This is a genomic window from Chengkuizengella sp. SCS-71B (genome assembly GCF_040100845.1).
Classification (GTDB): Bacteria; Bacillota; Bacilli; order Paenibacillales; family KCTC-33759; genus Chengkuizengella.
In genome coordinates, this window is sequence record NZ_JAZHSH010000001.1 from 2,176,801 (window position 1) to 2,197,217 (window position 20,417).

At 31.3% G+C, this 20,417-nt stretch carries 19 protein-coding genes; 12 read left to right on the forward strand and 7 right to left on the reverse strand.

Annotated features, from left to right (window positions below; all coding sequences use genetic code 11):
• The first annotated feature begins 14 nt into the window (after positions 1-14).
• The 5 genes from VQL36_RS10635 to VQL36_RS10655 all read left to right on the forward strand — a co-directional run bounded on the left by VQL36_RS10635 (position 15) and on the right by VQL36_RS10655 (position 4,850).
• Positions 15-422, forward strand: coding sequence for a CBS domain-containing protein (locus VQL36_RS10635; protein WP_349249285.1), 408 nt, complete (start codon positions 15-17; stop codon positions 420-422).
• Positions 423-603: 181 nt separating this feature from the next.
• Positions 604-2,034: an NDP-hexose 2,3-dehydratase family protein gene (locus VQL36_RS10640; RefSeq protein ID WP_349249286.1), complete on the forward strand. Its 1,431-nt coding sequence runs from the start codon at positions 604-606 to the stop codon at positions 2,032-2,034.
• Positions 2,031-3,014, forward strand: a complete 984-nt coding sequence (locus VQL36_RS10645) for a Gfo/Idh/MocA family oxidoreductase (protein WP_349249287.1) — start codon at positions 2,031-2,033, stop codon at positions 3,012-3,014. Before VQL36_RS10640 ends, VQL36_RS10645 begins: the two co-directional genes overlap by 4 nt.
• 32 nt (positions 3,015-3,046) lie before the next feature.
• Positions 3,047-3,886 carry an SDR family oxidoreductase gene (locus tag VQL36_RS10650; RefSeq protein ID WP_349249288.1) on the forward strand — a complete coding sequence of 280 codons (840 nt, stop codon included), beginning with the start codon at positions 3,047-3,049 and terminating at the stop codon, positions 3,884-3,886.
• A 148-nt stretch (positions 3,887-4,034) separates the two neighbouring features.
• Positions 4,035-4,850 carry a glycosyltransferase family A protein gene (locus tag VQL36_RS10655; protein WP_349249289.1) on the forward strand — a complete coding sequence of 272 codons (816 nt, stop codon included), beginning with the start codon at positions 4,035-4,037 and terminating at the stop codon, positions 4,848-4,850.
• Between the two features lie 48 nt (positions 4,851-4,898).
• On the opposite strand, the gene VQL36_RS10660 is transcribed toward VQL36_RS10655, so the two are convergent.
• Positions 4,899-5,006 (reverse strand): dTDP-4-dehydrorhamnose 3,5-epimerase family protein, encoded by a 108-nt coding sequence (locus VQL36_RS10660; RefSeq protein ID WP_349249290.1) that lies wholly within the window; start codon positions 5,004-5,006, stop codon positions 4,899-4,901.
• Positions 5,007-5,302: 296 nt separating this feature from the next.
• Here VQL36_RS10660 and VQL36_RS10665 point away from each other — a divergent pair, with 296 nt between their 5' ends.
• Positions 5,303-6,217, forward strand: coding sequence for an NAD(P)/FAD-dependent oxidoreductase (locus VQL36_RS10665; RefSeq protein WP_349249291.1), 915 nt, complete (start codon positions 5,303-5,305; stop codon positions 6,215-6,217).
• A gap of 174 nt (positions 6,218-6,391) precedes the next feature.
• Positions 6,392-7,222, forward strand: a complete 831-nt coding sequence (locus VQL36_RS10670) for a TylF/MycF family methyltransferase (protein ID WP_349251165.1) — start codon at positions 6,392-6,394, stop codon at positions 7,220-7,222.
• 52 nt (positions 7,223-7,274) lie between these two features.
• Here VQL36_RS10670 and rfbB read toward each other — a convergent pair whose 3' ends face one another.
• Together rfbB and rfbC are read right to left on the reverse strand one after the other, a co-directional pair.
• A complete protein-coding gene (rfbB, locus tag VQL36_RS10675) occupies positions 7,275-8,237 on the reverse strand; it encodes a dTDP-glucose 4,6-dehydratase (RefSeq protein ID WP_349249292.1) in 963 nt (320 codons plus the stop codon).
• Positions 8,234-8,797 (reverse strand): dTDP-4-dehydrorhamnose 3,5-epimerase, encoded by a 564-nt coding sequence (gene rfbC / locus VQL36_RS10680; RefSeq protein ID WP_349249293.1) that lies wholly within the window; start codon positions 8,795-8,797, stop codon positions 8,234-8,236. The genes rfbB and rfbC overlap by 4 nt, the downstream gene beginning before the upstream one ends.
• Positions 8,798-8,983: 186 nt before the next feature.
• Between rfbC and VQL36_RS10685 the strand changes: the two genes are divergently transcribed.
• Positions 8,984-9,484: a hypothetical protein gene (locus VQL36_RS10685; RefSeq protein WP_349249294.1), complete on the forward strand. Its 501-nt coding sequence runs from the start codon at positions 8,984-8,986 to the stop codon at positions 9,482-9,484.
• Positions 9,485-9,539: 55 nt separating this feature from the next.
• On the opposite strand, the gene VQL36_RS10690 is transcribed toward VQL36_RS10685, so the two are convergent.
• Positions 9,540-10,907, reverse strand: a complete 1,368-nt coding sequence (locus VQL36_RS10690; RefSeq protein WP_413789503.1) for a glycosyltransferase — start codon at positions 10,905-10,907, stop codon at positions 9,540-9,542.
• 198 nt (positions 10,908-11,105) lie between these two features.
• Between VQL36_RS10690 and VQL36_RS10695 the strand changes: the two genes are divergently transcribed.
• Complete coding sequence (locus tag VQL36_RS10695; RefSeq protein WP_349249296.1) at positions 11,106-12,053, forward strand: glycosyltransferase family 2 protein; 948 nt, start codon at positions 11,106-11,108, stop codon at positions 12,051-12,053.
• 22 nt (positions 12,054-12,075) lie between these two features.
• On the opposite strand, the gene VQL36_RS10700 is transcribed toward VQL36_RS10695, so the two are convergent.
• Positions 12,076-12,747, reverse strand: a complete 672-nt coding sequence (locus VQL36_RS10700) for a glycosyltransferase family protein (RefSeq protein WP_349249297.1) — start codon at positions 12,745-12,747, stop codon at positions 12,076-12,078.
• 121 nt (positions 12,748-12,868) lie between these two features.
• Here VQL36_RS10700 and VQL36_RS10705 point away from each other — a divergent pair, with 121 nt between their 5' ends.
• From VQL36_RS10705 to VQL36_RS10715, 3 genes are all read left to right on the forward strand, one after another.
• Complete coding sequence (locus tag VQL36_RS10705) at positions 12,869-13,969, forward strand: glycosyltransferase family 2 protein (RefSeq protein ID WP_349249298.1); 1,101 nt, start codon at positions 12,869-12,871, stop codon at positions 13,967-13,969.
• 75 nt (positions 13,970-14,044) lie between these two features.
• Positions 14,045-15,007 (forward strand): ATP-grasp domain-containing protein, encoded by a 963-nt coding sequence (locus tag VQL36_RS10710; protein WP_349249299.1) that lies wholly within the window; start codon positions 14,045-14,047, stop codon positions 15,005-15,007.
• Positions 15,008-15,027: 20 nt separating this feature from the next.
• Positions 15,028-16,236, forward strand: coding sequence for a pyridoxal-dependent decarboxylase (locus VQL36_RS10715; protein WP_349249300.1), 1,209 nt, complete (start codon positions 15,028-15,030; stop codon positions 16,234-16,236).
• Positions 16,237-16,318: 82 nt separating this feature from the next.
• Here the strand turns inward: VQL36_RS10715 and VQL36_RS10720 are convergent, their stop codons facing one another.
• Positions 16,319-18,319: an NAD-dependent epimerase/dehydratase family protein gene (locus VQL36_RS10720; RefSeq protein ID WP_349249301.1), complete on the reverse strand. Its 2,001-nt coding sequence runs from the start codon at positions 18,317-18,319 to the stop codon at positions 16,319-16,321.
• A 74-nt stretch (positions 18,320-18,393) separates the two neighbouring features.
• The gene (locus VQL36_RS10725) at positions 18,394-20,394 is read right to left on the reverse strand and encodes an NAD-dependent epimerase/dehydratase family protein (protein ID WP_349249302.1); all 2,001 of its coding nucleotides are present in this window, start codon (positions 20,392-20,394) and stop codon (positions 18,394-18,396) included.
• Positions 20,395-20,417: the final 23 nt, after the last annotated feature.

The window sequence follows — 20,417 nt, forward strand, 5'->3', positions numbered from 1 at the left end:
GAGGTGAAACATTAATGAACGTAGCTTTTTTTCTTACACCAAAGTCTGAGGTCATTTATTTAAATGAATCATGGAGTATGAGACAAGTTCTTGAAAAGATGAGACATTATCGTTATGCAACTGTTCCTATTATTGATGATCAAGGTAAGTATATAGGAACGATATCTGAGGGTGATTTGTTATGGCAAATGCACGAAATGATTGGAGAATCAATTGACAATTACAGCAAAATTAAATTAAATGACATCCCACTATACAATAGTTATAAATCTATCCATGTACGGGGAGAAATTGAGGATTTAATAGATCTAACAATCAGACAAAACTTTGTACCTATTATTGATGACCTTGAACATTTTATTGGAATCGTAACACGAAAAGATATTATACATCATTTAAATTCAAAATTAAAAACAATATAATTCAACCCATGTTAGTTAAAACGTCACTGAGAGATCAGTGGCGTTTTTTCTATATGTATTTGTTTTTTTGAAAGGAGATCTTATTTTGTGTTTTTAAGTTGAAATTGTAATTCTAAAGCACATATTATGCGTTAAAAGTATATGCTAGTGGAAGAAGGGTCTCTGAGGAGGAGTTGGGGGAATGGATGTCATAGATAATCCAACATTAAATAGACCATTACTCATTAGCTCATTTATCAATAAAAAAGAATTATCAAAAAGGATAAAAAATAATAGTTTCGTAGATCATAAAGTGACTCCATTAATTAAAAACATTTCCTTTCATGAAATGGACAAATGGTTTTTTGATCATTCTGGTAATCTTAAACATGAGAGTGGAAAATTTTTTGTAATACAAGGAATGAAAATTAAAGATCAAGTTCATAAAAAGTTATTATATCGTCCAATCATAAATCAACCGGAACATGGAATTCTCGGGTTAATCATGAAAGAGGAAGATGGTGCTAAGTATTTATTAGTACAGCTTAAAATAGAGCCAGGAAATGTTAATTTCATACAAGTATCTCCAACTGTTCAAGCTACTGAGAGTAATTATACACAGGTCCATAGTGGGAAATCAGTGCCTTATCTTGAATACTTTACTAATTCTAATAACTCTAAAGTGATATTTAAGCAATTACAATCAGAACTAGGAAATAAATTTTACGCAAAGAGAAATTATAATATGATTGCAGAATTAGCAGAAGGTTATCAAATTAAACTAAGACCTGATTTTTATTGGATTTCATTGGGTGAGATCTTTGATTTATTAAGAAAACCTAATCTTATTAATATGGATCTGAGATCTATTATTTCATGTTTCAGTTTTTCTAACCATAATTTAGACAACAAAAAGTACTCTGATAAGTTAGAGGATTCTGAAAGAATGATGAAGTGGAATATACATGGCAAAATGTTATTGCAATCAGCGCTTAATCATAAGGGTGCTGTTAATTCATTAGAACACATTAACGCATGGTTATTAGATCTTAAAAAGAAGAAAAGATTTGAAATAGAAATGATAAGTTTAAATGAACTTTTAGATAAAGGTTGGAATAAAAATAATAAACGTATTTTTAATCATAATTATGATGAATTTGAGGTTAATTATTTGAAAATTCACATAGAAAATAGAGAAGTTAATACTTGGTCACAGCCTATAGTTGTTGATCATCAGGTTAAATTAAACGGATTTATAGTGAAAAAAATAAATGGACTTTACCATTTTTTAGCTCAAGCTTGTGAGCAATATGGTTACCATGATGGAGTTGAAATTGGACCTACTGTCCATAATGTTTCTTCATATTCTTCAGTTGCTTATATGGATTTCTTTCAGAATGCAAAAAATGAAAAAATTCTTTATTCCCAAATATTATCGGAAGAAGGAGGAAGATTCTATCATTGTCAAAATCAATATATGATCATATTTATAGAAGATGAAATCAAAATAAAAAATGGTTTTAAATGGGTAACATTATATCAATTAAAAGAAATGTTGAAAAATGAATGTTTTGTAAATGTAGAAGCAAGAACGATAATTTCATGTGTAGACTTTGGAGTGATGGATAGATGAAGAAAATCATCAAAATTGGTGTTTTAGGTTGTTCAAATATTTCTCAAAAAGCACTCTTACCAGCCATTTGTAATCATCCAAATTTTCAGTTGGCTGGGGTAGCTTCTAGATCTAATGATAAAGCATTGAAATTTTCTAAATTATTTAAAACATTACCGTATTCATATGATGAGCTAATAAATGATGATGATATAGATGCAATTTACGTATCTTTACCTGTAGGTCTTCATTATCTATGGGGGAAAAAAGTACTTCAATCAGGAAAACATCTTTTAATGGAAAAAACGTTTACAGTTTCATTAAAAGAAGCTGAAGAATTAGTATCGTTAGCTTTACAAAATAATATAGTTGCAATGGAAGCCCTAATGTATACCTATCATTCACTATACCAAAAAGTCAGAGAGAGTGTTTTGGAAGGTACAATTGGAAAAATAAGATCCATTGAATCATCTTTCGGTTTTCCATCATTACCACAAGATAATATTAGAAGCCAAAAAACAATTGGAGGAGGAGCAATTTTAGATAATTTAATATATCCACTAAGTTTATGTTTAAATTTAGCAAATGAGAAACTAGTAGATTACAACTATAAAATATATAAAGATGATAATTCAGAGGTTGATACGAGAGGTAGTTTACAATTACATTTCACTTCTTTCTCTGCTCATCTTACCTATGGATTTGGGTATATGTATCGTAATGATTATATCATTTGGGGAAGTGATGGTTATTTAAAAGTGAATAGAGGCTTTTCCAGACCAATAAATTTAGATGCAGAAATATTAGTTGTGAAACAAAATAATGAAAAAATAATAAAAGTGAAACAAGATAATCACTTTTATAATATGATAGATGCTTTTTACCAAAAAGTGATTGGTCAAGATATTATATATATGAATGAGAAGGAGAATATTCTTCAAAGAATGGAAATTATATCAGAACTATATCAATCCTTGGATGTAAATCTTGAAAAATTCTGAAATATTCTAGTTATTTATTTAGGAGGTGGGAAGTGAAAATCTTAATTACAGGTGCAAAAAGTCAATTAGCAAAAGAAATAATAAAACTTACAGGAAATAATAATTTAAACTTACATGAATTTACAAAAGAAGAAATGAACGTAACAAATTATGATGAAGTGAATCAAATTATAAATAACATTCAACCCAATATAGTCATTCATTGTGCTGCTAATGCTAATGTAGATTTTCTAACAAAGTATCCTGATCAAGCTTATCATTTAAACACTTTAGGTACACGTAACGTAGCTGTCGCATCAGAAAAAGTTAATGCAAAATTTTTATTTTTAAGTACGGCTTACGTATTTGATGGTCTACATCCTAGTTATACAGAATTTGATGAACCCTCTCCAGTGAATATATATGGAAAAACTAAAGCTGCAGCAGAGAAAATAGTGCAAACTTTGCACAGCCGATACTTTATTATTCGAACATCTTGGTTATGCGGTGAGAGGTTTATAAAGTGGATGCAAGATACTATATTAAAGAAAAATAGCATAAACATTGAAACAGATTTATTTGGATCCCCAACTCCAACTAGTGATTTAGCTCAATTTATAATTAAAATCATAATGACTGATTTGTATGGGATTTATCATGTCACAAGTAGTGGAATTTGTTCAAAGTATGATTATTTTCAACTTGTACTAGACAGTTTGGGTATAAGTGACTATCATTTAGTGCCTATTAAAGTTAATGATTCAGAACCGAATAGTTTGAGACCAAAATATTCAACTTTAGAAAATATGGCTTTAAAAGTTCAAGGCTTTGATGAGCTTCGTCCATGGAATGAGGGAGTTTATGAATATATACAAAATCTTTATAATTTATAGTGATTTATACAAACAAACTATGGACTTTCAATTTTCAAAATCTAAAAACATATAATACTGAAAGATGTTTTCAAAAGATAATGATTTATTTAATAAAATGAAAGTGATGAAAATTTAAGTTTAGAAGAGATGAAAAAGGAGAGAGAACATGAAAAATTCTGTTATAATTAGATGTTATAATACTTTACCATTGATCAAGAAATGTTTAGATGCTGTAATTAAGAGTACTGATCAAAATACAGAAATTATTTTAGTAAATAACCACCCCCCATATCAAGATGTAATGGATTATTTGTATCATCTTAACCACCCAAGAGTGAAAGTGCTAGACCCTGGACAAAACTTAGGAAATGTAAGAGGGTTTGATTATGGGGCTGATCACTCAACAGGTGAGAATTTAATCATATTAGATGATGATACGATTGTTCCTAATAATAATTGGATAGAAGTAATGTCCCAGTCTTTTGAAGATTTCCCCCAATTAGCCTTTGTCTCATTAGTTTGGCCTGCTGTATTGAACAGGTTAAAAAGCACCCCTAGCCCTCCAAATCTATTATTTGAAAAAAAAGAATATACAATAAGATTTATGACAAATGCAATTTTTATTTTTTTTGGTTGTGTTATGATAAAAAGTTCTCTATGGAAAAAACATTTCAAAAATATAAAAATAGATTTACCCTTATATAGAATAGAACCGGAATATAAAAAAAAGGCTGTTGAGATTGGGATGGATGTTGGTTATATACTTTCTCATATGGCAGAACATTTAAGTAGAACAGAAGAAGCCGATCCCTTAAATGGTGCTTGGAAAGTTTTCTACGCATTTGGACTTACCCAAAAAAGTTACCCTGATTGGAGAGAAAACAAGAATAGCTTGTCACATGTAGAGGAGTATAGTCTAAATAAATTCGGTTATCCACAATCTCAAATCACTGAAATCAAGGAACTGTTGGAAGGTAACTAAACAAATTGTCAGCTCTATAAATATCTAAATCATTTTTAATAGAGCTGACTATACTTTATCTTTTTGATAGCTCTCCATAACAAAACCACGATGATCTTCGAACAACTGTGGTTCTATAATAGTTACTACAGGCAGTTTTGTATTTATGAAATTCAAAAAAATCCCTCCGCAGTTTTCATTTTTGATTCTCTTTTATTTTATGATTTAGAAAAGGATAATGTGCCAACGAAGAATTGAAAGACAATTACATATTAAATAAAGATGTACTTTTTCATATGAAATATGTTCATTATGTTTGAATTCAATTGATTGTGTAATGGTAGTTAATATATTTATTTTTAGGTTATAGTGATCATTTATTTATCAATTCCACTGCCGTCCATACGTTCAGTCTTTAACTTGAATACAATAAAAATATAGTACTGGAAATCTATAGAAGTGAGGTTATATAAATGAAAGAGTTAAGAAATCTTTTTGATATAGTGATTGTAGGTGGTGGACCAGCAGGGCTAAGTGCTGCACTTGTGTTAGGGCGCTCTAAGAGAAAAGTAATGTTAATTGATGACAATAAACCCAGACATAATGTGACTTATGAATCTCACGGTTATTTAACTAGGGATGGTATAACACCTCATGAATTTAAAAATATTAGTAGGAATGAACTAGCAAAATATAAGCATGTTGAATTAATGAATGAACAAGTTGTTCATGTTGAAAAAAAAGAAAAACATTTTGAAACAATAACCAAGAATGGAGTTAAACTTTATAGTTTAAAAATACTATTTGCAACGGGTGTAACGGATCATTTACCTCATATAGATGGATTAAAAGAAATCTATGGACGGAGTGCGTTTCCCTGCCCTTATTGTGATGGTTGGGAATTTAGAGATCAGCCACTTGCTGTAATAGGGAATTCAGATCGAATTTTTGAATATACAAGATCGGTACAAAATTGGAGTTCAAATCTTGTTTTATTTACTAATGGCTCAGCAAATCTAAACATGGAACAAAAAAAGAATTTGGTTCAACATCAAATTACAATCATAGAGAATAAAATAAAACATTTGAATTCTGAAAATGGAAAGTTGCAAAGTTTTCAATTAGAAAATGGAAAACTTATTTTAAGAACTGCAGCTTTTATTGAAGGAATAAAAGAAACTCAAAGTTGTAAAATTCCAGAAAAGCTAGGTTGCAGAATAGATGAAAATGATGCTTATATAACGAAACAGAATGGGTTAACCGATGTTTCTGGTTTATATATTATTGGAGATGCAAAAAATCTCTTTTCTGGTTTAATCAAATCAGCAAGTGAAGGATATTGTGCAGGAGTATCTATTAATAGTGAGATCATAGAGGAGAATTGGTGATCAGATACTCAAAATCATGAACATTATTACAATAGCAATGATAAACGGTAGTATCTTGATAAATATCAAAAGTAATCAGACATCTAAATAAATAAGTTGATTGATTATAATATAAATGAAGGAAAGAGGAGATTGAACATGAAAAATTCTATTATAATCAGGTTCATTAATACTATGAGAAGAGTGAACAAATTGACTGTAAACCATGAAAGAAATTTATTTCTTGAATTATTAAAAAAAGCGATATTGTTCGAAATTTGGTTAGAACATGAAAAATACCAACCTGTAGGAATTCCCATACCTTCACAATTAAATGAATTTATACAAACCCATAATTTACAATTAGTACAAGTAACTCAACCTAATCCTGAAGCTAGACGAGTTGGCATAGATTGGCCGATTATTGCTCATAGCATGATAGGACGCCTTCGAATGAACCAACTACATGAAGCAATGGAAACTGTTATCAAAGAAAAGGTTGAAGGAGATTTCATAGAAACAGGTGTCTGGAGAGGAGGAAGTTGCATTTTCATGCGTGGATTTTTAAAAGCTTACAATATTCAAAACCGAAATGTTTGGGTTGCAGATTCATTTAAAGGTTTACCAGCTCCTAATGTGAAAAAATACCCACATGATACAGGTGATACATTATATACCAGTGATTATTTACGTGTTTCTTTAGAACAAGTTCAACAAAATTTTAGAAAATATGATTTACTTGATGATCAAGTAAAATTTCTTGAAGGGTGGTTTAAAGATACATTACCGTCAGCATCTATTCAAAAAATCGCTATTGCGAGGCTTGATGGTGACCTTTATGAATCCACCATGGATAGTTTAACAAATCTATATCATAAGGTTTCTCGTGGAGGGTTTATTATAATTGATGATTATGAGTTACCTACATGTAAACCAGCGGTTCATGATTTTCGCCAACAAAACAATATAAATGAATCATTAATAAGAATTGATAATGTTAGTGTTTATTGGAGAAAAGAAGAATAACTCTTCTTTCTCTAACAAAACGCTCACCTGTAATGAATGTCAGTCATATTCGTTAATTTCCCTTCAACCAATCTTTATTTTTGACATACCACTGAATTGTATCTTCTATTCCTTTTTCAAAAGTAATGTGTGGCTTCCAATTTAAATCTTCAGTAATTTTAGCAGCATCAATGGCATAACGGTGATCATGACCTAATCGATCTTGTACATAGGTGATTAGATCTTTGGATTTACCAAGTTTTTCTATGATGAATTCGGCGATTTCAAGGTTGCTACGTTCGTTGTGACTACCGATATTAAAGATTTCTCCGGATTTACCTTGATGAATGATAAGGTCAATTGCTACACAATGGTCGCTTACATGAATCCAATCCCTTACATTTTTCCCATCGCCATATATAGGTAGTTTTTTTTCTTTTAAAGTGTTTAAAATTAATTTTGGAATGAGTTTTTCAGGAAATTGATGGGGACCATAATTGTTTGAACAACGAGTAATATTTACAGGAATGCCATAGGTCGAATGATAAGCAAGAACCAAATGATCTGCACTCGCTTTACTCGCTGAATATGGGTTTTTGGGGGATAAAGGTGTTGTTTCTGTAAAATAACCATGATCTCCTAAAGCACCATAAACTTCATCTGTTGAAATTTGGATAAACTTTCGAATGTTATTTTCCAAGGCTACATTAAGTAAGGTTTGGGTACCTAAAACATTTGTTTTCACAAATATGGATGAATCATGGATACTTCTATCCACATGAGTTTCAGCTGCGAAATTGACAATGATATCAATATTATAGCTTTTCACAATATGATTCATTAGATCTTTGTTTTCGATGTTACTTTTTATAAACGTATAATGAGGATGATGTTCAAATTTTGCTACATTAGACAAATTACTTGCATAGGTTAATCTATCTACATTCACCACATGGTAATTCTCATATTTACCCAAAATATGATGTATAAAATGACTACCGATAAAACCTGCACCACCAGTAATTAATACGTTCATCCTATCTTCTCCCAATAAAAATTATTTTCAATATCTTTTAATAAAGGGTGTTTTTCATCTCTTGTAGATAGAATCGGTTTTGAAACAGGCCATTCGATCCCAATATCAGGATCATTCCAAGCAATTCCTCTGTCATCTTCTGAAGAAAACGGTTCATCAACTTTGTATAATATAGTTGTGTTTGTGGTCAATGTACAAAAACCATGTGCAAAACCTTTAGGAATGTATAATTGTCTGTTGTTATATTCACTTAAAATGACACCTAACCATTGGGAAAATGTAGGGGAGCCTTTTCTAATATCTACAACAATATCTAGTATGACACCCGTGACTACACGTATTAGTTTTGTTTGAGATTTAGGATTTAATTGATAGTGCAACCCTCGAATGACTCCAGCTTCCTTTGAAAAGGAATGATTATCTTGGATAAAATCTGATGATAAACCTGCTTCAACAAATTTATCTTTTTGATAACTCTCCATAAAATAACCACGATGATCTACAAATGACTGAGGTTCTACAATGAATACATCGGGTAGTTGAGTATTTATGAAATTCATCAAAAAATCCCTCCCAGTGATATTTTATGATCTTTAACAAGATGTGTTCCAAATAAGAATTTCTGATTAAAAATTGAAGAGGTACTATTACAATCGACCATTTTTGGATGATTTTATATTCTGCCTATACAAATAACATTGATGTTGAATAGAATAAATTATCTGATTATGAAAGGAGGAACTCTCTTGTCAGCTTTTAACAAAAATCCAAAGATAGAATGTGATTTTAGAGATGCTGTTGTTAACTTAGAATCTGGAACACCATCACAAATTTTAGGAGTAACCGTTTGTGTAAGGAATAAGAACAAAAACGTGAAGCTAGATTGGTCTGTTTGTGAATTTCTCTCGTCATTGGATCTGGATGGTCCTTCAGAAGTTCTTGAAGTATCGCCCAATGCTGCGGTAGAATACACACTTTGCAGAAATGGAGTCATGATAGGATCAACTGTTACTTCTTCACATAGAATTGACAGTTTATTAAATATACCGGGTGTATCTGATGCTACTCAAACTTTATCCTTTGAGCATGAATCACAGCCAAATTTTACTTTCTGTGATGAAAACCCAGTCTGTGGTGTAAATAATTATGAGCTTAAAGCGTTACTTTTACAACCAGGTGATGGTGCTACTAGTGTGGCAACTTTACTAGATAGATCATTGGCGGCTGTTTGTTTCGATAAAAAATAATCTGGTGATATGCTATATAGAGGGATAATCTTTAGAGGATTTTCCCTCAAAAATTTTAGTGAGATCGTTTTCTGGTTTTCACAATAAATTTATATGTTGTGGCTTTAAGTTGATTTGTATTTAAACCGTATTTTTCTCCCAATGCTTTTAATTCTTTTAGAAGTTCTATCCCTCTTTCTGTAACGTTTGTATTTATGGAGGTCACATTCTCTATAACCATCTCTTGTGGAAAAAGAAATGGTAATGATGTGTACGTAAAAAATCTTAAATGCTTTTGATTCAAAATTTCTGATGTATTATATGAAAAATTACCTTGTAACAATCCAGCTATTATTTCTAGATTGGAAACATTAGGAATTGATACAATTAAATAACCATTTTCATTTAGAAGCTTCACCAGATTTTTTACAATATTCCATGGATCTTTTAAATGTTGTAAAATATCCGCACAAATAATACAATCAAATGTTCCTAGCTTTTCTTCTGAAAGCTCAATTGTTTCAATATCTTCATGAAAAACTTGATCAAGATGTTGTTTTGCAAAATGAAATGCTAGATTATGTTTTTCTATTCCTACAACCTCGCATGAACGTTGATTCATTAATTCTAGAGCCATCGCACCCATCCCACAACCGATGTCTAAAATTCGTGAAATAGATTCAGGAACTAAGGAGATTAGATCTAGTCTAGGATTTATGAAATAGTGTGCATCAAATCCCCATTTTTTTTTAAATACAATCTTGTTATTTTCCATTAACTTAGCAAAATCTATATCTTTGTTTTTAAATGTTATACTACCAAAATGATGAACAAAACAATCTTGGACAATTCTTAATTCATACCCTTTTATCAACATCCTTAAGCACAAATCATCATCTTCAAAATTTCCAATACCAAACGCTTCATCAAAAAGCCCTATCTTATTTAACACCTCTTTTTTACAGGCTAGTGCAAAACCAACAAGTCTTAAGACTTTCTTATTACGATTTGCATGTTGAGCGCAATGACTTTCTGAAAATTCACTAAGTCCTTCTAGCGTATCTTGGTTATAGTGTACTTTAATCTTTTGTATACCATTAATATTATCATTATTCGTAACAGGCCCAACCATAGCTATTTTTTCTTTTGAATATAAAGCAGATACTAATGATTGTAGCCATCCTTGTGTAACGACTGTGTCGTTATTCAAAAACACAATGACATCACCAACAGCAATTTTGACCCCTTGATTATTTGCTTTTGAATAACCTACATTCTCTTGATTGGAAATGACACGAAGGTCAGTTTGCTCATTTAAGTAGTCTAATGTACCATCATTCGATGCATTGTCCACTACGATTAATTCATAATGTAAACTAGAAGTATTTTTCCTTATGCTTTCAATGCACTTTTTCGTATAAGGCAGTTGATTGTGTGTCAGCATGATAATACTTATTCTCATATTTAAAACAACCTTTCCACTTCACACGTAATTCGTATTCGTCACTTCATTATAGATTAAAGATAAATTGTTAATTTGCAATTATTAATAAATTTTATAGCTTCACAGATGGCATGAAAAAACATATGTTAGTATAAAGCTTTGTTGTCAGTACAATTAAAATGAAGGAGTTATTAAATCATGAGCTATGAAGATGAAATAGAATCGAGGGAACATAAACAATTTCCTTTAGTAAGCATATTAATACCAACTTTCAATCGACCGAAGTACTTTGAACGATGTCTTGAAAGCGCACTAAGACAAACTTATCCTAATATTGAGATTCTTATCGGAGATGATAGTACAAATACGGAAACTGAAAAATTAATGAAAGAAAAATATCTCCCTCAGTATGAAAATATTATTTATATAAAGAACAAACATAATCTCAGATTATTTAAAAATGCAAATATGTTATTAGATCAAGCAAATGGGGAATTTATAAATTTTCTAATGGATGATGATCTGCTTCATAATTATAAGATTGAAAAGATGATGAAGTATTATTTAATGGATAAAAATCACGAAATAAAACTTATAACGGCTCATCGTCAACCTATTGACAAACAAGGAAATTTGTTGAAAAATATTCCGGCAACTACACGTTTGTTTCCAACAGATGTTCTAATGGATGGTAAGAGACTAGGGGATATTGTTCTTACGACTTTAACAAACGTAATAGGAGAACCTACAGTTGTTTTATTTCGCAAACGAGATCTAACTAGCCCTTTTGGTACTTTCTGTGGAAGAAAATATCCTATAAATATTGACATAGCTTCATGGCTTACTTTACTTGTAAAAGGAAAAACGATTTATATTCCAGAAACACTAAGTTGGTTTCGAATCCATTCGAGTCAAAACCAAAACAAGTTAAATGTGTTTAATAAAGGGTTAGAGGAATGGGGGCATGCATTAATAAGTAGTAGAGCCTATGGATTTTTAACTTCGAATAAAGATTTCAAACATGCTATTTCACAATACCTTGAAAAGGTAAGGATCAATGTTTCATCACCTTCACAAACTTTAACAGAATTTTGTGAAAGTCTTGCAAAGATACGAGAAAACTTAGAAAGTGATAATAATGTATAGTATTAAATAAGCTATCCTAAAGCTATCCTGATTTTAGATCATCTAGATATAAATCCAAGAATTTTTTTCGTGATTGGTTAAATTCTGCAAAGTTAGTTTGTCTTTCCCTTATAAAGTGAAGTACCCAAGGCATAGGCTGACGAGGAATCACTACACTTAACCCTTTCTTATTAAACTTTATGCATTGAGATGTATCGTAAAAGTGAAATCCTTTAATTTGTTCATCCCATTCGATATCGTGTTGGGTCACAAGCAGCAAGCCATCAACGGAATGAACATTAACATATAACTCTTTAACTTCTTGAAATGTAAGATAGTTAAACGTTTGTCGGTATTCAATTACTTTCCCAAATCGAACATCACCTTCCCACCAAACGCCTGTATGTGGTAATTGCACAACTCCAGCAACCCCTATCATACCAATTTGTTCACTTTTCGAAAAAATCTTTAAAATATCCATAATGAAATTTTTATTCATAATAAAACTATCTTGATGAATGTACACTTTATACTTTGCATTACTTTTCTTCATAGCTTTGTTGTAACTAATTGTAATGTCTTTACTATTAAATAATGGGAGAATTTCAATTTGAAATTCTTTGGGTACATATAGACTTCTGATGTGTTTTACGCATTCCATAAACAACTTCTCGTCACTTACACAACAAATAAATGCCACTAATTTTTCATTCATAGGTTCACCTCTAATTTATCATATGATTTTTCATTTTTATCAGAACCATATAGAATCATTGTTCATATTAATAATGTAGTCACATGAATTATGAATTTTTTTGATGTTGGGAGTAGATGGTATGACTGAAGCGTCTATAAGTCTTTGTATGATTGTTAGAGATGAGGAAGAAGTATTGGAAAGATGTCTTTCGACCATTGCTGATATTGTGGATGAAATTATCATTGTTGATACAGGTTCAACCGATAACACAAAAGAAATTGCAAGAAAATTTACTGACAAGATTTATGATTTTGAATGGATAGATGATTTTTCTAAAGCGCGAAACTTCTCATTTTCAAAATCAACAAAAGAGTATATTATGTGGCTTGATGCGGATGACATTGTTCCAGATGAAAGTCGTCAACAAATTTTAGAACTGAAGAATAAGCTGATAACTCACAATATGAAGAGTGTTTTGATGGAATATCAATATGCTTTTGATGCAGAGGGAAACTCAACATTTGCACATCGTCGGGAGCGAATTGTTAAAAGAGATTGCAATTTTAAGTGGGTTGGAAAAGTTCACGAGATCCTTGATGTCTCAGGAACTGCACACGTCACAAATATTGTGATAAAACATAAAAGAATGAAAGCACATTCAGATCGAAATATTAAAATATATGAAAAAGCATTGAAACTAGGGGAGACTTTATCTATTAGAGATAGGTTTAACTATGCGAATGAATGTTATGATAATCAACAATATGATAAAGCTTTGAAGTTGTATGAAGAATATTTGAAAGAATTTGAAGATTCTGATCTTGTAGATCAAAGAGTGTATGGATACTTAAAAATTGTTGATTGTCTAATTCAACTAAACGAATTTGACAAAGCTATTTTAAACGGTTTGAAATCTTTCCAACTTGATTACCCGCGTGCAGAGGTTTGTTGTAGATTAGGTTATCTTTACGAAACAAAAAAAGAGATTCTAAAAGCAATAAACTGGTATAAAATAGCAACTGCTGTTGATATTCCGATGCATAGTACGTATATACAACAACATTGTTATACATGGCTTCCTCACTTGCAATTATTCGCTTGTTATGTTTCTATAGGGAATTTTCAAGAAGCTAAACGACATAATGATTTAGCAGCAAAGTATATACCGAATAGTGCTTATGTAACTAATAATGAGAAGGTCCTAGAGGAAATGAAATTAAAATATGAAAATGGAGATTGAATATGATAATGATAGGATGTATTGTTCCAAAAAATACCTAGGCAGAGATAGTAAGGCAAGAAGGAGCCAGTAAAAATGTTCAGTATATTAGTAACTGCAATTGGATCATTTTCGGCAGATATTGTCATTAAAACACTTAAAGAAGCTGGTCACAAAGTCATCGGATGTGATATTTATCCTAAGGAATGGATAGTTAATGCATATAACGTAAATAGTTTTTATCAAGTTCCTTATACGCATGATAAAGAAGGTTATATAAACTCTATAAAAAATATTTGTAAAGAACATGATGTTCAATATATTTTTCCATTAACTGATCCGGAAGTGGATATACTATCAGGAATAAAAAAAGAACTTCAAAGACAAGGGGTATTCGCTTGTATCTCTGATGATCAGACCATAAAGCTATGTAGGAATAAATATCTATTGCCCAAGTTTTTATTAGAACAAGGGATCAAACAGTTAATTCCCACTAAGCTCTTATTTGAAGTAGATAATAATCATGTTCAGTTGCCTGTATTTATTAAACCTGTATTAGGTAGAAGCAGCCAAGGTTGCAGACCAGTTTATGATTATAAAGAGTACGAAACATTAAAGGAAGTTTTAAATGGTAATGAAAACATTGTTCAACCATTGTTAAATGGAAATATTATTACAGTAGACGTTATAAGGGATTCTAAAACAGATGATGTAGTATGCATAGGTCGCCGCGAGTTGCTCAGGAATAGTTCAGGAGCAGGAACTACAGTCGAAATAATTGAAAATAAAGAGTTGGGAAATTTAAGTGCTGAAATTGCACGAAAGGTAGACATTATTGGTGCGGTTAATTTTGAATTTATACAAACTAACTCTGGGGAAGTGTTTTTCCTTGAAATAAATCCTCGGTTTTCTGGAGGAGTAAAATTTAGCTGTATGGCTGGCTATGACGTAGTATCTAATCATTTGAGGTGTTTTACAAATCAACCCATTGATAAAAAAGTAATTAAAAAGATGATTATTGCAAGGAAATACAATGAATTTGTTACTTCATTAGATTAAGAAAGAGGGTATAGTAAGTTGTGGAGCAAAAAAATTGTAAAATGGAGCATCATAGGCTTGCTACACCATGTTATGTAATTGATTTAAACCAATTTGAACAAAATATTAACAATATTAAATCAGAGTTCATTAAAGAGTGGGGTTATAATATTATACTAGGGTATTCTATAAAAACCAATCATTTACCATTTTTTTTATCCTATGCAAAAAAAAATGGTTTTTACTCGGAAGCAGTCTCAAGTGATGAATACTACTATGCAATTTCTCAAGGATATGAACCTAAGGAAATAATATATAACGGACCTCAAAAGGATTGCGAAACAGTTCAAAAAGCACTTAGTGAAGGCAGTATTGTTAATCTTGATAATTTCCAAGACCTTAAGCTTATAGAAAAAATTTTACCAAACATTAAGAAGGATGGAATTAATATTGGAATAAGGGTGAATTTTGACCTAGAGAGTATTTGCAATGGTGAAACTAATTTCGAAGATGAATTTAGTAGATTTGGATTTTGTGTTGAAAATGGAGAATTTGAAAATGCACTCTTATATCTAGATAAGTTAAACTGTACTGTTCGTGGCTTGCATCTTCATTATACAACAAAAACACGTAGCCTATCAGTGTTCAAAGCAATTGCAAAAAAAGTAGCTGAGTTAATTTTAAAGTACAAAATGAAAGATGGTTTAAAGTTTATAGATATGGGTGGTGGCTTTTGGGGAGGTAGAAAGTTTCAGAATAAACCTACTATGGAGGAATATAGCAAGACCATAGCTTACGAACTAAAGAAAGTTATTCCACCAGACAAGGTACAACTAATTCTTGAGCCTGGATCTTCGCTTCTTGCAACAGCAGTTTATTATTTAACAAGAGTAATCAATACAAGAGTTATTAGAAATACAAATATCATAACTGTAGATGGTTCACTATTACATGTAAATCCATTTTTGAATAAAAGAGAGCTTGACTTTTCTACTTATTCTTTAGATCGCAAATTGGTTTCTAAGCAGATAATATGTGGGAGCACATGTCTTGAATATGACAGGATTCTCAATCTTAATGATTATAATGAATTTAGGGTCGGAGATATTATCAAGATTCACAATGCCGGAGCATACACCATGCCCTTTAATAACTGTTTTATTAATTGTCCACCTCGTATTTATTTACAAGATAGTAACGGCTACACACAAATTAGAGATGAGGCAATTTCTTTAATGGAACGAATATAACATTAAATCGTGTCTAGAAATGATGAAAAAATGAGTGATACTCTACCTTACAGAATGTTCGAAATGTGAGTGAGCAAATGTTTCAAGGCTCTAGGCATTCAAATAATGACACAATGGTATCCTCTAAAGAAAATTGAGGTTTCCAATTAGTTAACTCAAAAAATTGGGATGAGTCCATAACTGAAGAAGTTTTTCTACTTTCAGGGCTTATTTTAATATCAACCTTTAAACCATATTTTGATTTAGCTACATCCGCTACCATATTCGCAATTTCTAATATTGAGTGTGAATGACCTGTTCCTACGTTATAAACTGATTTCCAATTTCTATAGTCTGTTTTTAATAAGGCGACTATTGCATCAGCTGCATCTCTTACATCTAACCTCTCTATTTTCTGCTTTCTATCCCATATTTCTATTGTTTCATTATTGAGTACATGATTAACAAACTTTGTAATCAAATCCATAGGTACTAATCCTGTTAAACCACCAGATAAAGTTGATAACCTTAATGAAGTCTCGAATGAATGTTTATTGATCTTATGTACGGTGCTCGTCATTAACTCTGTTGCATACTTGGCCTGAGCATATACAGTTTCAGGTATAACTGATGTATCTTCTGTCCATTTAGTAGACTGTTTTGTTCCATACACACTTTGTGAAGAAATGTTGATAACAGCAGGAATTTGATGTGCAATCGCAGAATCCATCAGTTTATTTGTGAAATTTAAACTATCTGCAATTTGTTCATTTGTGTGGTGTGAGCGGGCAAAACCACAATGAATTAAATAATCTACCTGCCCTAATTGTAAATTTCCATTATGAAGATCATGGTGATCAAAAGAAGAAACGTTGTCATTCTCTTTATAAAATGATTTAATATTATCCTTTTTTCTACTAAACGCTAAAATATTGCAGTTTTCAGATGATAATCGTTTAATTAAGGCTTGTGCTAAGTAACCACTAGCTCCTGTTATTAAAATACTCTTCTTTAAATTAAGTGATGGTTTATATATCTGTGTTGATAAGTGTTTAATTTTTAGATTGTTTTCAACAGAAATTATTTTTTCTGTCGTTTGTTTAATTGCAAATTTATTATAATTAACTTTTAGTGGACCAGTGGATGATTGAAGATCGAGCCATTCTTTAATACAACTTTCAACCTCATTAAACCCCATCATAGCCCTCATACCTGTAGTCCCTGTAAATCGCGGATTCATTTCAAATATTTTTAAACCCTGATCAGTTAATCGTCCTTGAATATTTAAAGGACCTCTATGTCCTAAATCCCGCAAAGTAGGAAGCAATTTATCTATTTCAGACCATATATAGTCATCTTTGTAAGGAAGTGTTTCAGTTGCTACGCCATTTTTCATTTTTTTCTTATATAATACCATTTTACCTATCAATTTCCCTTCTTTATTCGTAACTACCTGAATAGAGATTTCAGAAAACTGACAATTTATACCTTTGGCAATTTGATTTAGATATTCTTCACGAAATGGATCGTCTTGTTTTGGAATTGCTAATTCCTGAATAATATGTTGGTCAGTAAGTCTTGCCAAATCTTCTTTTTTCAATAATATCTCAACCCCATTCGAACCAGCTCCCCCTCGCGGTTTAGCAATCAATGGGAATTTATGTTGGTCGAACCATGATTGTACTTCTGAAAGGGTGTAGCTTTTCACGAAAATATCAGCAATAGGAGTAAGCTTCTCACAGATATATGCCTTATCTCTAGTCAATTCAATTAACTCTTTCTCAGATACAATCACTTGTAGTCCTTCTTCTGTTAATTTGTTTATGTTTTGAGATAAGATTAAAGCATCATCATCTAAACCTGGGATGATTAAATCAACGGCATATTTTTTGCATTTTTTAATTAACTCTGAAATATAATCCTTGGAATAAATAGAAGGGACGTAATCCATTTCATCACATTCATAACCTCCAAAAGCAAATGGATCTGTACCTAATCCGATCGTTTTTATAGGTAAATTTGATAGGTTGCAGGAAGTAATTACTGACTGCCCGACAATAGTTCCTACACACATGATAGCAATGCAATATTTTCCATTTACCATAATATCACTCCAATATAATTAATGAAATATTCCAATTTTCAGTTCGCCAGTTGGGGCGTAGGATAGATCCAGTATCAAGGTTTAAGGCATTCAAATAATGACACAATAGTATCCTCTAAAGAAAATTGAGGTTTCCAATTAGTTAATTCAAAAAATTGGGATGAGTCCATAACTGAAGAAGTTTTCCTACTTTCAGGGCTTATTTTAATATCAACCTTTAAACCATATTTTGATTTAGCTACATCCGCTACCATATTTGCAATTTCTAATATTGAGTGTGAATGACCCGTTCCTAAGTTATAAACTGATTTCCAATTTCTATAGTCTGTTTTTAATAGGGCGGCTATTGCATCAGCTACATCTCTTACATCTAACCTCTCTATTTTCCGCTCTCCATCCCATATTTCTATTGTTTCATTATTGAGTACATGATTTACAAACTTTGTAATCAAATCCATAGGTACTAACCCTGTTAAGCCACCAGATAAAGTTGATAGCCTTAATGAGGTCTCGAATGAATGTTTATTGATCTTATGTACGGTGCTCGTCATTAACTCTGTTGCATACTTGGCCTGAGCATATACAGTTTCAGGTATAACTGATGTATCTTCTGTCCATTTAGTAGATTGTTTTGTTCCATACACACTCTGTGAAGAAATGTTGATAACAGCAGGAATTTGATGTGCAATCGCGGATTCCATCAGTTTATTTGTGAAATTTAAACTATCTGCAATTTGTTCATTTGTGTGGTGTGAGCGGGCAAAACCACAATGAATTAAATAATCTACCTGCCCTAATTGTAAATTTCCATTATGAAGATCATGATGATCAAAAGAAGAAACGTTGTCATTCTCTTTATAAAATGATTTAATATTATCCTTTTTTCTACTAAACGCTAAAATATTGCAGTTTTCAGATGATAATCGTTTAATTAAGGCTTGTGCTAAAAAACCACTAGCTCCTGTTATTAAAATACTCTTCTTTAAATTAAGCGATGGTTTATATATCTGTGTTGATAATTGTTTTATTTTTATATTGTTTTCAACAGAAATTATTTTTTCTGTCGGTTTTCTAATCGTAAATTTATTATAATTAGCTTTTAGGGGAGCAATGGGTGATTGAAGATCGAGCCAGTCTTTAATACAGCTTTCAACCTCATTAAATCCCACCATAGCCCTCATGCCTGTATTCGCTGAAAACCGTGGATTCATTTCAAATATTTTTAAACCCTCATCAGTTAATCGTCCTTGAATATTTAAAGGTCCTCTGTGCCCTAAATCCCGAAGAGTGGGAAGCAATTTATCTATTTCAGACCATATATCATCATCATCGTAAGGTAATGTTTCAATCGGTACGCCATTTTTCATTTTTTTATTATATAAAGCCATTTTACCTATCATTTTCCCTTTTTTATTCGTAACTACCTGAATTGATATTTCAGAAAGTTGACAATTTATACCTTTGGCAATTTGATTTAGGTATTCTTTACGAAATGGATCGTCTTGTTTTGGTACTGCCAATTCCTGAATGATATGTTGGTCAGTGAGTCTTGACAAATCTTCTTTTTTCAATAATATCTTAACCCCTTCTGAACCAGATCCCTCACGTGGTTTGGCAATTAACGGGAATTTATGTTGATCGATCCATGATAGTACCTCTGAAAGGGTGTAGCTTTTTACGAAAATATCAGCAATAGGAGTAAGTTGCTCACACATATATGCCTTATCACTAGTCAATTCAATTAACTCTTTTTCAGATACGATCACTTGCAGTCCTTCTTCAGTTAATTTGTTTATGTTTTGAGATAAGATTAAAGCATCATCATCTAAACCAGGGATGATTAAATCAACAGCATATTTTTTGCATTTTTTAATTAACTCTGAAATGTAATCCTTGGAATAAATAGAAGGGACGTAATCCATTTCATCACATTCATAACCACAAAAAGCAAATGGATCTGTACCTAATCCAATCGTTTTTATAGGTAAATTTGATAGGTTGCAGGAAGTAACTACTGACTGCCCAACAATAGTTCCTACACACATAATAGCAATGCAATATTTTCCATTTACCATAATATCACTCCAAAATAATTAAT

Bases quoted from the DNA above. Each gene is read 5' to 3' on its own strand.
- VQL36_RS10635 (WP_349249285.1), top strand. From the start codon at position 15: ATGAACGTAGCTTTTTTTCTTACACCAAAGTCTGAGGTCATTTATTTA.
- VQL36_RS10700 (WP_349249297.1), bottom strand. From the start codon at position 12,747: ATGAATGAAAAATTAGTGGCATTTATTTGTTGTGTAAGTGACGAGAAG.
- VQL36_RS10655 (WP_349249289.1), top strand. From the start codon at position 4,035: ATGAAAAATTCTGTTATAATTAGATGTTATAATACTTTACCATTGATC.
- VQL36_RS10640 (WP_349249286.1), top strand. From the start codon at position 604: ATGGATGTCATAGATAATCCAACATTAAATAGACCATTACTCATTAGC.
- VQL36_RS10710 (WP_349249299.1), top strand. From the start codon at position 14,045: ATGTTCAGTATATTAGTAACTGCAATTGGATCATTTTCGGCAGATATT.
- VQL36_RS10665 (WP_349249291.1), top strand. From the start codon at position 5,303: ATGAAAGAGTTAAGAAATCTTTTTGATATAGTGATTGTAGGTGGTGGA.
- VQL36_RS10725 (WP_349249302.1), bottom strand. From the start codon at position 20,394: ATGGTAAATGGAAAATATTGCATTGCTATTATGTGTGTAGGAACTATT.
- VQL36_RS10645 (WP_349249287.1), top strand. From the start codon at position 2,031: ATGAAGAAAATCATCAAAATTGGTGTTTTAGGTTGTTCAAATATTTCT.
- VQL36_RS10695 (WP_349249296.1), top strand. From the start codon at position 11,106: ATGAGCTATGAAGATGAAATAGAATCGAGGGAACATAAACAATTTCCT.
- VQL36_RS10705 (WP_349249298.1), top strand. From the start codon at position 12,869: ATGACTGAAGCGTCTATAAGTCTTTGTATGATTGTTAGAGATGAGGAA.
- rfbC (WP_349249293.1), bottom strand. From the start codon at position 8,797: ATGAATTTCATAAATACTCAACTACCCGATGTATTCATTGTAGAACCT.
- VQL36_RS10670 (WP_349251165.1), top strand. From the start codon at position 6,392: ATGAGAAGAGTGAACAAATTGACTGTAAACCATGAAAGAAATTTATTT.
- VQL36_RS10720 (WP_349249301.1), bottom strand. From the start codon at position 18,319: ATGGTAAATGGAAAATATTGCATTGCTATCATGTGTGTAGGAACTATT.
- rfbB (WP_349249292.1), bottom strand. From the start codon at position 8,237: ATGAACGTATTAATTACTGGTGGTGCAGGTTTTATCGGTAGTCATTTT.
- VQL36_RS10690 (WP_413789503.1), bottom strand. From the start codon at position 10,907: ATGCTGACACACAATCAACTGCCTTATACGAAAAAGTGCATTGAAAGC.